The sequence below is a fragment of the Komagataeibacter sp. FXV3 genome, assembly GCF_015155755.1.
In the GTDB taxonomy this organism is placed as follows: Bacteria; Pseudomonadota; Alphaproteobacteria; order Acetobacterales; family Acetobacteraceae; genus Komagataeibacter.
Genome location: NZ_VWPI01000080.1, coordinates 1 through 14,341 on the forward strand (window position 1 = coordinate 1; position 14,341 = coordinate 14,341).

General features: G+C 62.4%; 14 protein-coding genes and 1 other RNA gene. 4 read left to right on the plus strand and 11 right to left on the minus strand.

The annotated features are described in order from the left end of the window. The 8 genes from F1542_RS07880 to F1542_RS07915 all read right to left on the minus strand — a co-directional run. Nucleotides 1-338, minus strand: a 338-nt coding sequence (locus F1542_RS07880) for an SDR family NAD(P)-dependent oxidoreductase (protein ID WP_193732545.1), incomplete at its 3' end; no start/stop codon positions are given. Continuing rightward, nucleotides 335-931 (minus strand): recombination mediator RecR, encoded by a 597-nt coding sequence (gene recR / locus F1542_RS07885; RefSeq protein WP_193732546.1) that lies wholly within the window; start codon nucleotides 929-931, stop codon nucleotides 335-337. The genes recR and F1542_RS07880, both read right to left, overlap by 4 nt. A 22-nt stretch (nucleotides 932-953) precedes the next feature. Further along, complete coding sequence (locus tag F1542_RS07890; RefSeq protein ID WP_010506817.1) at nucleotides 954-1,277, minus strand: YbaB/EbfC family nucleoid-associated protein; 324 nt, start codon at nucleotides 1,275-1,277, stop codon at nucleotides 954-956. A gap of 15 nt (nucleotides 1,278-1,292) precedes the next feature. Beyond that, nucleotides 1,293-3,299, minus strand: a complete 2,007-nt coding sequence (locus F1542_RS07895) for a DNA polymerase III subunit gamma/tau (RefSeq protein ID WP_193732547.1) — start codon at nucleotides 3,297-3,299, stop codon at nucleotides 1,293-1,295. A 66-nt stretch (nucleotides 3,300-3,365) separates the two neighbouring features. Then, an RNA gene (gene ffs, locus F1542_RS07900) (signal recognition particle sRNA small type) lies at nucleotides 3,366-3,460 on the minus strand. A 71-nt stretch (nucleotides 3,461-3,531) separates the two neighbouring features. Beyond that, nucleotides 3,532-5,307: a gamma-glutamyltransferase gene (ggt, locus tag F1542_RS07905; RefSeq protein ID WP_193732548.1), complete on the minus strand. Its 1,776-nt coding sequence runs from the start codon at nucleotides 5,305-5,307 to the stop codon at nucleotides 3,532-3,534. 180 nt (nucleotides 5,308-5,487) lie between these two features. Next, on the minus strand, nucleotides 5,488-6,300 hold the full coding sequence (gene map / locus F1542_RS07910) for a type I methionyl aminopeptidase (RefSeq protein WP_193732549.1): 813 nt from the start codon (nucleotides 6,298-6,300) through the stop codon (nucleotides 5,488-5,490). A gap of 139 nt (nucleotides 6,301-6,439) precedes the next feature. Further along, nucleotides 6,440-7,588: a D-alanyl-D-alanine carboxypeptidase family protein gene (locus tag F1542_RS07915; RefSeq protein ID WP_227672569.1), complete on the minus strand. Its 1,149-nt coding sequence runs from the start codon at nucleotides 7,586-7,588 to the stop codon at nucleotides 6,440-6,442. A 312-nt stretch (nucleotides 7,589-7,900) separates the two neighbouring features. Here F1542_RS07915 and clpS point away from each other — a divergent pair, with 312 nt between their 5' ends. The 3 genes from clpS to F1542_RS07930 all read left to right on the plus strand — a co-directional run bounded on the left by clpS (nucleotide 7,901) and on the right by F1542_RS07930 (nucleotide 11,185). Beyond that, on the plus strand, nucleotides 7,901-8,281 hold the full coding sequence (gene clpS / locus F1542_RS07920; RefSeq protein WP_026019524.1) for an ATP-dependent Clp protease adapter ClpS: 381 nt from the start codon (nucleotides 7,901-7,903) through the stop codon (nucleotides 8,279-8,281). A gap of 161 nt (nucleotides 8,282-8,442) precedes the next feature. Next, complete coding sequence (gene clpA / locus F1542_RS07925; protein WP_019090453.1) at nucleotides 8,443-10,773, plus strand: ATP-dependent Clp protease ATP-binding subunit ClpA; 2,331 nt, start codon at nucleotides 8,443-8,445, stop codon at nucleotides 10,771-10,773. Between the two features lie 88 nt (nucleotides 10,774-10,861). After that, nucleotides 10,862-11,185, plus strand: a complete 324-nt coding sequence (locus F1542_RS07930; protein ID WP_193732550.1) for a YnfA family protein — start codon at nucleotides 10,862-10,864, stop codon at nucleotides 11,183-11,185. A 120-nt stretch (nucleotides 11,186-11,305) separates the two neighbouring features. Here the strand turns inward: F1542_RS07930 and F1542_RS07935 are convergent, their stop codons facing one another. The 3 genes from F1542_RS07935 to F1542_RS07945 are packed head-to-tail and all read right to left on the minus strand — an operon-like array spanning nucleotide 11,306 to nucleotide 13,621. Further along, nucleotides 11,306-11,875, minus strand: a complete 570-nt coding sequence (locus tag F1542_RS07935; RefSeq protein ID WP_193732551.1) for a DUF3465 domain-containing protein — start codon at nucleotides 11,873-11,875, stop codon at nucleotides 11,306-11,308. 55 nt (nucleotides 11,876-11,930) lie between these two features. Then, nucleotides 11,931-12,860 carry a polyphosphate kinase 2 family protein gene (locus F1542_RS07940; RefSeq protein WP_193732552.1) on the minus strand — a complete coding sequence of 310 codons (930 nt, stop codon included), beginning with the start codon at nucleotides 12,858-12,860 and terminating at the stop codon, nucleotides 11,931-11,933. A gap of 2 nt (nucleotides 12,861-12,862) precedes the next feature. Then, entirely contained in the window at nucleotides 12,863-13,621 is a 759-nt protein-coding gene (locus F1542_RS07945) for an SDR family NAD(P)-dependent oxidoreductase (protein ID WP_193732553.1), read from the minus strand. A 130-nt stretch (nucleotides 13,622-13,751) separates the two neighbouring features. Here F1542_RS07945 and F1542_RS07950 point away from each other — a divergent pair, with 130 nt between their 5' ends. Then, entirely contained in the window at nucleotides 13,752-14,336 is a 585-nt protein-coding gene (locus F1542_RS07950) for a YqgE/AlgH family protein (RefSeq protein ID WP_193732554.1), read from the plus strand. The last annotated feature ends 5 nt before the right edge of the window (nucleotides 14,337-14,341 follow it).

Genomic DNA, 14,341 nt, shown 5'->3' on the forward strand with positions numbered 1-14,341 from the left:
CGTGTGGCGTCATCCCATTCATCACGGCGGAAGGTGCTGGCATTGTTGACCAGCACGCCCACCGGCCCCAGCGCGTCCGTGACGGCGGGCAGCAGGGGGCGGACCGATGCTTCATGTGACAGGTCGGCCTGAAAGATCCCTGCCCTGCGGCCAAGGGCACGGATGTCCGCCGCCGTCTGTCCGGCTGCATGGGCGGAATCATTGTAATGGATGGCGATATCGAAACCCGCGCGCGCCAGTTCCAGCGCAATGGCGCGGCCCAGCCGGGCAGCGCCCCCCGTCACCAGCGCCACGCGTGGAATGGCGGCGGGCACGGGCCATGAAAGTATATCGCTCACGCAGGCCTGCGCGCCATGATGGCGGCGGCCAGCGTCCCGTCATCCAGCACGTCCAGCGCACCCCCCACCGGCACGCCCTGCCCCACGCGGCTGACCTGCACATCAAAGCGGGAAAGGCGTTCATGCAGCCAGTGCATGGTGGTCGCCCCTTCCACCGTCGTGCCCAGCGCAAGGATGACCTCACGCACGCCACCTGCGGCGATACGGTCGAACAGGGGCTGCACGTTCAGGTCATCCGGCCCCATGCCCGACAGGGCGGACAGCGTACCACCCAGCACCTGGTACACGCCGCGATGCACGCCCGCGCGTTCCAGCGCCCACAGGTCGCCCACGTTTTCCACCACGCAGACCAGCCCGTCATCACGCGTGGGATCGGCGCAGATACCGCACGGGTCGGTCGTGTCGAGATTACCGCAAGTTGAACAGGTGCGCACCGCGCGCGCAGCCTGTTCCATTGCTTCGGCCAGGGGCAGCATCCGCGCATGGGGCTGGCGCAGCAGGGCAAGCGCCGCACGGCGGGCCGAACGTGGCCCCAGTCCCGGCAGGCGGCCCAACAGGGTCACCAGCCGGTCAATTTCGCCCCTGCCGCTCATGCATGTCCCCCGGTGTTGCGGATCAGAACGGGAATTTCATCCCGCCCGGCAGGCTCAGGCCACCGGTGACCTTCTTCATTTCCTCGCTGGCGGTGGCGTCGAGCTTCTTGCGCGCATCCGCACTGGCGGCAAGGATCAGGTCCTGCAGCATTTCCATCTCGGCCGGATCAGCCAGCTTGGGATCGATGCGAATCGCCTTCATGTCGCCCTTGCCGTTCATGGTGATGGTCACCATGCCAGCGCCCGCGCTGCCTTCGATCGTCATGTCTTCCAGCTTGGCCTGCATTTCTTCCATGCGGGCCTGCATCTGTGTGGCCTGCTTCATCAGGCCGGCAAGATTTTTCATGTTCAGTTGCTCTCCTCAGGCAAAATCATCTGAATCCAGATCGTCCTCTTCTACCAGATCGGCATCAAGAGGCGCGAATTCGAGATCCGGGGCCAAATTCCCGGCCGCCATTTCTTCCGGTGGCAGGCCATAGTCATCCAGCGCATGGTCCGTGACCTCACCCAGGCGTGCCGTCGGGAAAACCTGCATCACGGCCTGCACCAGCGGATGCGCCTGCGCCGCGGCACGGTGCAGCTGGATGATCTCCGCCCCCTGTTCGGCCAGGGTCGCTTCCCCCTGATCTTCCGACAGGCGCACCTGCCATGCGGAATCGCCAGTGCCCTCACGCAGCACGGTTTCCAGACGGCGGGCAAGACCGGGCAGGCTGTTGCGCTCGATCCGTATCTCGATCAGCGGCGGGGCGAAGGATACCAGATGCGTCGCATGCCGCAGATGGCCATGCAGCATGGCGTCACGACCTGATACAAACGCCACCGCCTCGCGCCATGTGCGCGGCGGGGCGACGGGTTCCGGGGCGCGGGCGGTTTCCGCCACCTTTCCGGTCCGGGGCGCGGGTTGCTGTGGGGTTTCAACCCGCATGCCGCCATTGGCCACCATGCGGATCCCGCTGCCAGCATTCGGGTTCGCGCTGGTGGCGGACGGTGCGGAGACGGCTGACGTGGCCGCACCATTGCCATTCCCCGCCGGTTCCGACACGCGCAGGGGGGCGGCTGCCGCATCCTGCCCCAGCATCTTGCGCACAAGATCGCCCGGTGGCGGCAGGTCGGCCACGTAACACAGGCGGATCAGCACCATTTCTGCTGCCTGCCTGCGGTCGGGGGCCTGTTCTACTTCCGACAGTCCCTTGAGCAGCATCTGCCATGTCCGCCCCAGCACCGGCACCGGCACGCGTTCGGCCAGGGCCGCGCCCCGCTCGCGCTCGGCTTCGGGCAGTTCGGGATTGTCGCGCAGCGCCGGAAACGCCTTGATACGCGACACGGTATGCACCAGTTCCAGCACATCACTGAGCATCACGCCCAGATCACCGCCGCGCACATAGACATCCGCCGTGATGGCCAGGGCCCGGTCGGGTTTGCCCTCCAGCACCGCATCCAGAAGGTCGAATACCAGCCCGCGATCCGCCAGCCCCAGCATGCCCGCCACAAGGTCCATGCCAATGGGGGCCGCATCCGTACCGCCTTCCCCATCCAGCGTGCCCTGGGCAATGGCCTGATCCAGCAGTGACAGCCCGTCACGTACCGACCCGTCGGCCGCGCGTGCGATCAGCGACAGGGCATCGGGGGAAAAGCGGACATGTTCGGCCTGCGCCACCCGGTCGAAATGCGCGGCCAGTTCCACCTGCGGCACGCGGCGCAGGGCAAAGGTCTGGCAACGCGAGAGGACGGTGACCGGCACCTTGCGCAGTTCGGTGGTCGCAAAAATGAAGGTGACCTGCGCGGGCGGTTCCTCCAGCGTCTTGAGCAACGCATTGAACGCGTTGCGCGAAAGCATGTGCACCTCATCGATGATGAAGACCTTCATCCGCCCCTGCATGGGACGGAATCGGGTCGCCTCGATGATTTCGCGCACGTCATCGACGCCGGTGCGCGATGCGGCGTCCATTTCCAGCACGTCGGGGTGCCGGTCCGCCAGGATGGCGACACAGTTGGGGCACACGCCACACGGGTCAGCCGTGGGACCACCCTTGCCATCCGGCCCGGTGCAGTTCAGGGCGCGCGCGATGATGCGGGCCGTGGTGGTCTTGCCCACGCCCCGCACGCCGGTCAGCATGAACGCATGCGCAACCCGTCCCAGCGCAAAGGCATTGCGCAGGATACGGACGGTTGTTTCCTGTCCGATCAGGTCGTCAAAGGTTGTGGGGCGGTATTTCCGGGCCAGTACCCGGTAGGGTGCCGCGGGCGCTGCATCCGGTGTGGCGGGTGCGGGCGGCTGCCCTGCGTCACCAAAAAGTCCGGGACCGTCTGCGGGCGGTGCAGGCAGCCCGGCCTCCTCGGAACGATCCTGATCCGACGGGACGGTCATTGATGCATCCGGGCTGGAGAAGTGGCGACCGCGCCCAGAGCGCCATCGCGACACGGAAACTTTCGGGTGGAAGACCGGCCATAACCCGGACGAAACTCACTACGGCTGCTTCCTTCCGGACCTGACCAGGTTAGCAAGGTATCCGTCTACAACCGATCTCCCGAGCGGGTTCTAACACATACACCCGCCCCATGCACAAGGGGGCGTTGGAAAAAATCGCACCCCCACCCACTTATTCCCCGACGGCGGCGCCGGACTGGTGGCGCATGTCCGCCCCGCCGTAATAACGGGCCTGCCCAACCCGCCCTATGCGCGGGCCACCGGACAGGATGCTTTCGGCCAGTCCCCATGGGGCGTGTTCTTCAATATGGTATCCCTCACGCGTCAGGGTGTGCGTCACGGCGGGGGACAGCGCGCCGTGTTCCACCTGCACCACATCGGGCTGCCACTGTTCATGGATACGCGGCAGATCAACCGCCTGCTGCACATCCAGCCCGTAATCCACCATGCCAGTCAGGACCGACAGGATGATGGTGGGAATGCGCGACCCACCGGGGCTGCCCAGCACCATGACCGGTTGCCCGTCGCGTGAAACGATGGTGGGCGCCATGGATGACAGCGGCGTCTTGCCCGGTGCGATGGCATTGGCGGCACTGCCGACGATGCCGAACATGTTGGGTTCACCCGGACGGCTGGAAAAATCATCCATCTCGTCATTCATCACGATGCCGGTCCTGCCTGCCACGACCCCGGCCCCGAACCAGCCGTTCAGGGTGTAGGTCACGGCAACGGCGGTCCCGTCCTGATCCGCGATGGAATAATGGGTGGTCTCTTCCTTTTCGCCTTCCGCTTCACCCGGATGCAGGCTGGCGGAGGACACGGCATGGTTGAGCGGCAGGTATTGACGGACCTGTCGTGCATAGGCCGGGTCGGTCAGGTGCGCCACCGGATTGGTCACGAAAGCCGGGTCGCCAAGGTTCTGCCGGTCGGCATAGGCGTGGCGCATGGCCTCGACCTCACGCTGCACGCTGGCGGCCGTATGCAGGCCCAGGGCATGCATGTCGTAACCCGAAAGAATATTGAGCATTTCGCACAGCGCGACACCACCCCCGCTGGGTGGCGGGGCCGTGTCGATATGATAGCCGCGATAGTCACATGACAGTGGGGCCATCATGCGCGTGTGGTAACTGGTGAAATCCTTGCGCGACAGGATACCACCGCCCTTCTGGCTGCTTCTGACGATTTCCTTCGCGATCGGGCCATCATAGAATGCCCGCGTACCATCACGCGCGATCCGTTCCAGTGTCCGGGCCAGATCCGCCTGCACCAGCCGTTCACCTGCAGCCAGCGGCGTACCATCAGGGTGCAGGAAGATCGCACGCGCATACGGATCCTTCGCAAAGGCCGCGGTCATGGTATGCAACAGGTCAACGTCACTCTGTTTCAGAATGAACCCGTCACGCGCAAGAGCGATGGCAGGCGCCATGACATCGGCACGCGACAGCCTGCCCCAGCGCTCATGCACGTCCTCCATCCCCGCAACGGTGCCCGGCACCGCCACGGCCCGCCAACCAGCAGTGGACGCCCCGGCGATAACGTGACCCGACGCATCCTGATACATGGTGGGGGTCGCCGCACCCGGTGCGTGTTCACGGAAATCGACAAAGGTGACATGCCCGTCCGGCGTGCGCAGGGTCATGAACCCGCCGCCGCCGATATTTCCCGCCGCCGGATAGACCACGGCCATGGCGTACCCCACGGCAACGGCCGCATCCACCGCATTGCCGCCATGTGCCAGGATGTCCGCCCCCACATGGGATGCCAGGTCCTGCGCACTGACCACCATCGCGTGCCGTCCCGGCATGGGGGCAAGGCCCACGGCCTGTCCCGTCCGGGTGGTTTCAAAGGCCAGCGGGTCGGCAACGGCAGCCTGCCCGGCATCCGGCATGCCGGTGACAAGGCAGGCAAGAAGGACCGCGCCGTACCGCAGGTTACGGGAAAAAGGCATATTGGCTCCGTTGCTGGTTTCCGTTCCCCTGCATGTCAGGCAGCGGGGCTGTCCCTGAAGGTTGCCTGAACAGTCCGTCCCGGGGGACAGCCTTCAGTCATAAGGACTTTTGGGTGACGTTTTCTGCAGAAAACATCAAAGAATGCCGCCTTTTTGAAAAAAGGCGGCATCCAAAAACTTTTATTTTTCATCAACCGGATAAGGCGGACAGGTATAGCCTGCGGGTGACAGGGTGAAGACCTCGCACCCGTCCTCGGTCACGCCCAGCATATGCTCGAACTGGGCTGACAGGGAACGGTCGCGCGTGACGGCGGTCCACCCGTCTTCCAGTATCTTCACATCCGGACGCCCGGTGTTCAGCATCGGTTCGATGGTAAAGAACATACCCGGACGCAGGACCAGTCCCTCACCGGGGCGACCGTAATGCAGCACGTTTGGCGGGGCATGGAAGGTACGCCCGATTCCATGGCCACAGAAATCCTGCACCACCGAAAAACGGCGCGCTTCCGCATAGGTCTGGATGACATGCCCGATATCACCCAGCGTCGCACCCGGACGCACCGCGTCGATGGACAGCATGAGGGATTCGTACGTCGCCTCGATCAGCTTCTGTGCCTTGATGGGTACCTTGCCGACCGTGTACATGCGGCTGGTATCGCCAAACCAGCCATCAAGGATAACGGTCACATCGATATTCAGGATGTCCCCATCCTTCAGTTCCCGATCACCGGGGATACCATGGCAGACAACATGGTTGATCGAAATGCAGCTGGAGGCCGGATACCCACGGTAACCCAGCGTTGCCGGCACCGAACCATTGGCGATCATGAAATCGTGGATCAGCTTGTCCAGCGCGCCCGTGGTGACCCCGGCGCGCACATGCGGCGTGATCATGTCCAGCGTCCGTGCGGCAAGCTGGCCTGCGGCACGCATTCCGGCAAAATCCTCAGGGGAGTGGATCTGCACCCCGCCGCCGCGCATATCGCCTTCCATGGCGTTATCCTTTCCTGTGTTCGTCACATGACCACCCGCCCGCAGTCATGAAAGGGACAACAGGAACACGCCTGACCCGCATGCCAGCCGCGCCGGATGGATAATGTGATGCCTTCTATACAGCGCCCGGAACGCGCTGTCAGCTTCGCGCCTTCGCATGGGTGTGCGTGGCATGGGCGACATGACCCATGCCAACCAGATGCACGCGGGCATGCACAACCGTGGGATGGACATGCACGACCGTGCCATGTCCCCGGCGGATGCGGGTATAGGAGGCGGGAATCGAGGGCGCTTCGGCCACTTCATCAGGCTGCACGGCGTTCAGCCGCATGGAGGCAAGGCTTACGCCATGCGCGCCATGCCGACCCGCCACGGCACCGCCACCGGCGCGCGCCAGCAGCAGCGGACGCATGGCGGGACGTGCCGCAGGGGTGGGGGCGACCGGGGCAATGCCCTTTGCCTCGAAACCGTTATCCAGCAGGGCCGTCATGGTGGCGTTGCGGCGGTTATTGGATTTCGCCCCCATCACCACACCGATCAGGCGCACGTTATCACGCATGGCGGAGGTAACAAGGTTATGCCCCGCGACGGCGGTATAACCGGTCTTCAGCCCATCCGCGCCGGGATAGGCACCCAGCATCGGGTCATGGTTGGGCACTTCATGCCCATGGAAATAGAATCCGGGCACCGCGAAATAATGGTAGTACTCGCCATAATCCATGATCAGGTGACGTGCCAGCACAGCAAGGTCACGCGCCGATGTCATCTGTTCCGGATTCGGCAGGCCGGAGGCATTGCGGAACACGGTGTCATACATGCCAAGACGCCCGGCCTCGCGCGTCATCATCGCGGCAAAGCGGGTTTCATCCCCACCGCCCAGGAATTCACCCAGCGCACAGGCGGCGTCGTTGGCGGATTTGGTGACCAGCGCCAGCACCGCCTGCTCTACCGTCAGGGTACTGCCCGGCCGCAGCCCCAGCTTGGACGGTTCCATGGAGGCGGCATGGACCGACACCGGCATGGGCTGGTCCAGCGTGACCTGACCCGTACGCACGGCCTTGAAAGCAAGGTACAGCGTCATAAGTTTTGTCAGGCTGGCGGGATAACGCCGCAGGTCGGGATCCTGTTCTGACAGGACGGCGCCCGTGCGGGCATCCAGTACGATCGCGCTGACCTGCCCCACATACTGGGCACGGGCGGTATGCATGCCACCAAGGCCGACACACAGCCCGACGGTCGCGGTAACCTTCAGTCGGGAAAGACGGGACATGGGAATACGGCGGCTCATGGAATGGTGAAACCTGCGCGTGCGATGACAATCATACGGCTTCCGAGCACACGGGCATTACCCGACGCCCCTCCATCCATTCATGGGTTGCTTGATTGCAACCATTCTAAAAGAAAGGTTTTCTATTCGTCCAGAGCGTATTTCCATGCCCGCCGATTATGGCGGGCAGAAGGCCTGCTTGCCGGGATCGCAAAAAAATCCTTGCATCCATGTCGCGCCACCCCTTCCAACTGACGGCAAAGTTCCAATATGGTACCTGTCATGTCTGCTATTGCTCGCCCTTCCCTGCCCCGCCCCGTGTCGTCGCCCGAAATGGGCGGCACGTATCCGCACGGACATGGTGGCAACACGCCACCACGCCGCAACGGTGGGCAGGATTCCCCCCCCGGCAATGATGACGGCATGATCGACGTTGTCATCCGCACCCGCCCGCAGACCCGCAAGCCGGCGATGTACAAGGTGCTGATGCTGAACGATGATTACACCCCGATGGAATTCGTGGTGCATGTGCTGGAACGCTTTTTCCAGAAAAACCGCGAGGAGGCGACGGACATCATGCTGCACGTTCACAAACGTGGCGTCGGCGTGTGCGGGGTCTTTACGTATGAGGTTGCGGAAACCAAAGTAACACAGGTGATGGACCTGGCACGCCAGAACCAGCACCCGCTGCAATGCACCATCGAGAAGGACTGACCCCACGGACAAGCGCATCTTCCCGCCCCCGTCGCGATCCGATCGCGTTCCATGGCATTTTGTGCTGGCATTTCCATTACAACGGGGCAAGGATTGTCCTGACTTACCGGTTATGATCTCCGGGGCCCGGGTGGCCCCTCTTGGAAAAGGAGCGTCTCGGCATGTTGTCACGTAATCTTGAACAGACGCTTCACCGTGCGCTGACACTGGCTGGCGATCGTCGGCACGAATACGCAACGCTTGAACACCTCCTCCTCGCCCTGATCGATGATCCGGATGCCGTGACGGTATTCCGCGCCTGCGGGGTTGACCTGACCAAGCTGCGCACTGACCTGACCGACTTCCTTGACAAGGATCTCGCAGGGCTTGCAGCCGACCGTACCGTCGATCCCAAGCCCACTGCCGCCTTCCAGCGCGTGATCCAGCGCGCCGCGATCCATGTGCAGTCCACCGGCCGGGACGAGGTGACGGGGGCGAACGTGCTGGTCGCCCTGTTTGCCGAACGCGAAAGCCACGCTGTCTATTTCCTGCAGCTGCAGGACATGACGCGCCTGGATGCGGTCAACTTCATTTCCCACGGAATCGCCAAGGCGCCCGACCGCTCCACGCGCCGGCCTGTCGCAGGTAGCGCGCCCGAAGGCGGCGAAAGCGAGGAACGCGGCAAGACCGGGCAGAAAAGCCAGGATGCGCTGTCCACCTACTGCACCAACCTCAATGAAAAGGCGCAGGAAGGTAAGGTTGACCCGCTGATCGGCCGCGACTCCGAAATCGAGCGCACGATCCAGATCCTGTGCCGCCGCACCAAGAACAACCCGCTGTATGTAGGCGACCCCGGTGTCGGCAAGACCGCCATTGCCGAAGGGCTGGCCAAGCGCATTGTCGAAGGCGACGTGCCTGAAGTGCTGCTCAATTCCACGATCTATTCACTGGACATGGGCGCGCTGCTGGCCGGCACCCGCTATCGTGGTGATTTCGAGGAACGGCTGAAGGCGGTCGTGACCGAACTGGACAACAATCCCGGTTCCATCCTGTTCATTGACGAAATCCATACCGTCATTGGTGCGGGTGCGACTTCGGGCGGGGCCATGGACGCGTCCAACCTGCTCAAGCCAGCCCTGGCCGCCGGCACGCTGCGCTGCATGGGGTCAACCACGTACAAGGAATACCGACAGCATTTTGAAAAGGACCGCGCATTGGTGCGCCGGTTCCAGAAGATCGACGTGGCGGAACCCTCGGTCGATGATGCGGTCAAGATCCTGCGTGGCCTGAAGGTCAATTACGAAAAGCACCACAAGGTGCGTTACACCGATGATGCGATCAAGGGTGCGGTGGAACTGTCCGCCAAGTACATCCACGACCGCAAGCTGCCGGACAAGGCCATCGACGTGATTGACGAAGTTGGCGCATCGCGCATGCTGGTGCCCGAAAACCGTCGCCGCAAGACGGTCACGCTGAAGGATGTCGAGGATATCGTCGCCAAGATCGCGCGCATCCCGCCCAAGAGTGTCTCGTCCGACGACAAGGAAACGCTGCGTTCGCTGGAACGTGACCTGAAGGGCATGGTCTATGGTCAGGACAAGGCGATCGAGGCCCTGACGGCCGCGATCAAGCTGTCACGCGCCGGGCTGCGTGACCCGGAAAAGCCGATTGGCAACTACCTGTTCTCCGGCCCCACGGGTGTCGGCAAGACGGAAGTGGCCAAGCAGCTTGCCAGCACGCTGGGGATTGAACTGATCCGTTTCGACATGTCGGAATACATGGAACGGCATTCGATTTCGCGCCTGATCGGTGCGCCGCCGGGCTATGTCGGTTTTGACCAGGGTGGCCTGCTGACCGATGCCATTGACCAGCACCCGCATGCGGTCCTGCTGCTGGATGAAATCGAGAAGGCACATCAGGACCTGTATAACGTCCTGCTGCAGGTGATGGACCATGGACGCCTGACCGACCATAACGGCAAGACGGTCGATTTCCGTAACGTGGTTTTGATCATGACCACCAACGCAGGCGCTGCGGACCTGAGCAAGGAAGCGATCGGCTTTGGCCGCACGTCCCGCGAAGGCGAGGACGAGGATGCGATCAAGCGCCTGTTCACGCCGGAGTTCCGCAACCGGCTGGATGCGATCATCCCGTTCGCCAACCTGTCGCCGCATGTGGTTGACCGGGTGGTGGAGAAGTTCATCTTCCAGCTTGAAGCCCAGCTGGCGGACCGTAACGTGATGATCGAAATCTCGTCAGCCGCGCGCGAATGGCTGGCGGAACGTGGTTACGACCGCCTGTATGGCGCACGCCCGCTTGGCCGTGTCATTCAGGAATACATCAAGAAGCCGCTGGCGGAAGAACTGCTGTTCGGCAAGCTGACCAAGGGGGGTGTTGCCAAGATCACCCTCAAAGATGGCAAGCTGGACTTTGAATACATCTCGCAGGCGGAAAACCCGTCTACCGAAGGGGATGAAGGTGACAGCACGCGGGAAGAAGAAGCCGCCGACTGACAAAGCCCTTGTGACTACTGCCTGAAAAATGACAGGGACCAGAAATGGTCCCTGTTTTTTTGTACTTTTTGTCCCCGAAAGGAATCCCATGCTGACCGCTGCCATTTATGTTCCCGCCGCATTTGCGGAAATCTGCGGATGTTTCTGTTTCTGGGCGTGGATGCGTATGGGGCGTTCGGCACTGGTTCTGGTACCGGGCTGCCTGTCGCTGGTGCTGTTTGCATGGTTGCTGACATTCAGCCCGGCCGATAACGCGGGTCGCGCCTATGCCATTTATGGGGGTGTCTATATTGCCGCCAGCCTGATCTGGTCATGGCTGGTGGAAAAGCTGCCGCCTGATCGCTGGGATATCGGGGGGGCTGCGATCTGCCTGGTGGGGGCTGCCATTATCCTGCAGGCCCCGCGCGGCTGAATGATACGCCGACAGCAGTAAAAGTTTTTGGTGAAGCTTTTTTCAAAACTCCTTAAGGAACACCGCCTCTTTTAAATAAAGGCAGCACCCAAAAACTTCCCCGGGATCTAAAACGGTTCCTTACTGGTAACGCGTGCCGTTAACCGTCACATATCCCGCCACAGGCCAGGTGCGACCGGTGCCATGATGGGTCCAGTCAATGCCCTGGCTACGTGCGTTGTCATAGTAATACCGGCCCAGCACATCCGCCTGATCGCCCTTGGCCACCCACGGCCATGCGGGTGCGGACATGCGGTCCAGATCGGACACGATGCGGATGGACACGCCATTGCCGACATCAACATAGAAATAGCCATGCAGGCCGCTGCGGGTCCGTTTTGACGCGGACACCGCGATCACACGGCCACAGACATGCTCGACCCGATCAGGCTGGTCGCCCTGCCTGCTTTCCGCCGCTTCGACATCGGCAAGGAATTTACGGTCATCGCATGATTCCGGCACGGGGCTGGCAATGGCCTGGGTCTGTGCATTGTCCTTTTCACTGCCGGACTGCTGGTAATCTTCCCCGGCCTGTTCCCGCCTGTGGTGATGGTGGCGACGTGCCTCGGCTGGCGCCATAAGCGCGCCCTGCACCGCCAGGACCGCCGCCAGCCCCATCACCCCACGTATATGCCAGCGCGTTACCGCCATGACTGTTCTCCATTCACACAAGATCACAATCTTTTGCGGGGTGTGGGCACGCACGTCAATGAACGGCGTGATGGGGGCTTTGTGGTGCTTCTGCCTCAAGCTGCTTACGGGCCTTTTCCATTTCCGCCTCCATGGCGGGATCGGATGCCGGCATTTTCAGATGCAGCTTTTCCAGCGCGTCGATTATGGCCTCGATCACCACCAGCCGCTCAAACCATTTCTGGTCGGCAGGCACCACAAACCACGGCGCATCGGGATGGGCGGTGCGGCGGATCGCTTCCTCATACGCGCTCTGGTAATCATCCCAGTACTGCCGTTCATGGATATCGGCTGGCGAGAATTTCCAGTTCTTGGCGCGATGCTCGATCCGGCGCAGGAAGCGCTTGCGCTGTTCTTCCTTTGACAGATGCAGGAAGAACTTCAGCACGATCGTACCCTGACGCGCCATATACTGTTCGAAATGGCTGATATCCTGATACCGGTCCTGCCAGAATGTCGACTTTCTGCGCAGCGAAGCGGGCAGGCATTCATGATCCAGCAGTTCGGGATGCACGCGGGTGACCAGTACTTCCTCATAATGACTGCGGTTGAAAATGCCGATACGACCCGCCGCAGGCGCTGCCAGATGTTCGCGCCACAGGTAACCATGCGACAGTTCAACCGGGCCGGGCTGCTTGAATGATGTCACGCTGACACCCTGCGGGTTGATGCCGGACATGACATGCTTGATCACGCCATCCTTGCCCCCCGCATCCAGCGCCTGCAGCACGACCAGCACGGACCATGTGCCATTGGCGTACAGAACGGATTGCAGTTGTGACAGGCGGCCAATGCGTTCCTTCAGCAACTGCTTGCCGGTTTTCTTATCCAGTCCACACGCTTCCGCCGCCCGCGTGGGACAGGACGCCAGGGAAAAATCATGCCCGTTGCGCACACAGAACTGACGCGCCAGCCTGTTACTCATATCCTTTGTCTTGCGCGCCATGATCAGTCCTTCATCCCCCGCGCCACCGCAAGCCCGCCCGCCGCCTGACAGACCGGCATCATCTCGATTTCATTGATGTTGACATGCCGCGGCAGGGACAGGACCCAGGCCACCGCTTCAGCAATATCGGTCGGCAGCAGTGGCCTGGTCCCTTCGTACACCGCCGCCGCCTTCGCATCATCACGCAGGCGCACCTGACTGAACTCACTCCCCCCGCACAGGCCGGGTTCAAGGTTCGTCACACGCACATTATGGCCCAGCAGGTCACAGCGCAGGTTACGCGTGAACTGCCTGACAAACGCCTTGGTCGCGCCATACACATTGCCGCCGGTATAGGGATAGGTGCCAGCCGTGCTGCCCAGGGTAACGACATGCCCGCGATCGCGCGCCACCATGCCGGGCAGCAACACACGGGTCAGTTCGACCATGCCGGTCACATTGGTGGAAATCATGGTCTGCCAGTTGGCGATATCCGCGTCCTGTGCCTTTTCCATGCCCAGCGCCAGTCCCGCATTGTTGACCAGCACGTCCACATCGCGCCATCCCTCCGGCAGGCTGCCTGGCAGGGCCGCGATGGCGGCGGCATCGTCCATGTCCAGCCGGAAGGGCAGCAGGTCCGGCCCCAGTTCCGCCGCCAGTGCATCCAGACGTTCCTGCCTGCGACCGGTTGCGATGACACGGTATCCGTCATGCACAAGGCGGTGGGCAATCGCCCTGCCGAATCCGGCTGTGGCACCGGTTACCAATGCGGTCTGCTTCATGGTCGGTCTCCTTCCTGCATGTAACGGCAAGCCTTGCATATTGCAGGCCATCCGTCATTGAGAACAATCACACCACAGATCATGCCTGAAATGGTTGCAAAGGGGGGCAATTCCGGTTCTATGGTGGTGTATGGCTTCCTTTGCGACAACTCCAGGCTGCAGCCTGACAGGTCACCTGCTTGTGGCCACCCCTGCCCTGACTGATCCCGCTTTCGCGCGCAGTGTCATCTATCTGTGCGCCCATTCGCCCGAGGATGGGGCCATGGGCCTTGTCGTCAACCGTCGCCTGTCGCAGCCTGTACTGGATGATGTGCTGGAACAGCTTGGCATCGCCCCCGTCCCCCCGCGTCGCCGCATCAACCTGTGCGCGGGCGGCCCGATGGATAACGGGCGGGGCTTCGTGCTGCATACATCGGACTGGAGCGGTGACGGTAGCCTGCCGGTGGACCGCACCACCACGCTTACCGCCAGCCTGGACGTGCTGCGTGACATTGCCGATGGCAATGGTCCCGCCCACGCGCTGCTGGCCATGGGGCATGCCAGTTGGGAAGCAGGGCAACTGGAAGAAGAAATGCTGCACCACGACGCATGGATCGCGGCCCCGGCTACCGAAAACATCGTATTCGGGGCGGATCACAATGCAAAGTGGCGGCAGGCGCTGGCCAGCGTGCGCATTGACCCTGCGTGGTACAGCGCCTCCTCCGGTCATGCCTGACCGGA

Excerpts from the sequence above, each read along its gene's own strand:
- recR (WP_193732546.1), bottom strand. The coding sequence starts at position 931 with ATGAGCGGCAGGGGCGAAATTGACCGGCTGGTGACCCTGTTGGGCCGC.
- F1542_RS07890 (WP_010506817.1), bottom strand. The coding sequence starts at position 1,277 with ATGAAAAATCTTGCCGGCCTGATGAAGCAGGCCACACAGATGCAGGCC.
- F1542_RS07895 (WP_193732547.1), bottom strand. The coding sequence starts at position 3,299 with ATGACCGTCCCGTCGGATCAGGATCGTTCCGAGGAGGCCGGGCTGCCT.
- ggt (WP_193732548.1), bottom strand. The coding sequence starts at position 5,307 with ATGCCTTTTTCCCGTAACCTGCGGTACGGCGCGGTCCTTCTTGCCTGC.
- map (WP_193732549.1), bottom strand. The coding sequence starts at position 6,300 with ATGGAAGGCGATATGCGCGGCGGCGGGGTGCAGATCCACTCCCCTGAG.
- F1542_RS07915 (WP_227672569.1), bottom strand. The coding sequence starts at position 7,588 with ATGAGCCGCCGTATTCCCATGTCCCGTCTTTCCCGACTGAAGGTTACC.
- clpS (WP_026019524.1), top strand. The coding sequence starts at position 7,901 with ATGGGCGGCACGTATCCGCACGGACATGGTGGCAACACGCCACCACGC.
- clpA (WP_019090453.1), top strand. The coding sequence starts at position 8,443 with ATGTTGTCACGTAATCTTGAACAGACGCTTCACCGTGCGCTGACACTG.
- F1542_RS07930 (WP_193732550.1), top strand. The coding sequence starts at position 10,862 with ATGCTGACCGCTGCCATTTATGTTCCCGCCGCATTTGCGGAAATCTGC.
- F1542_RS07935 (WP_193732551.1), bottom strand. The coding sequence starts at position 11,875 with ATGGCGGTAACGCGCTGGCATATACGTGGGGTGATGGGGCTGGCGGCG.
- F1542_RS07940 (WP_193732552.1), bottom strand. The coding sequence starts at position 12,860 with ATGGCGCGCAAGACAAAGGATATGAGTAACAGGCTGGCGCGTCAGTTC.
- F1542_RS07945 (WP_193732553.1), bottom strand. The coding sequence starts at position 13,621 with ATGAAGCAGACCGCATTGGTAACCGGTGCCACAGCCGGATTCGGCAGG.
- F1542_RS07950 (WP_193732554.1), top strand. The coding sequence starts at position 13,752 with ATGGCTTCCTTTGCGACAACTCCAGGCTGCAGCCTGACAGGTCACCTG.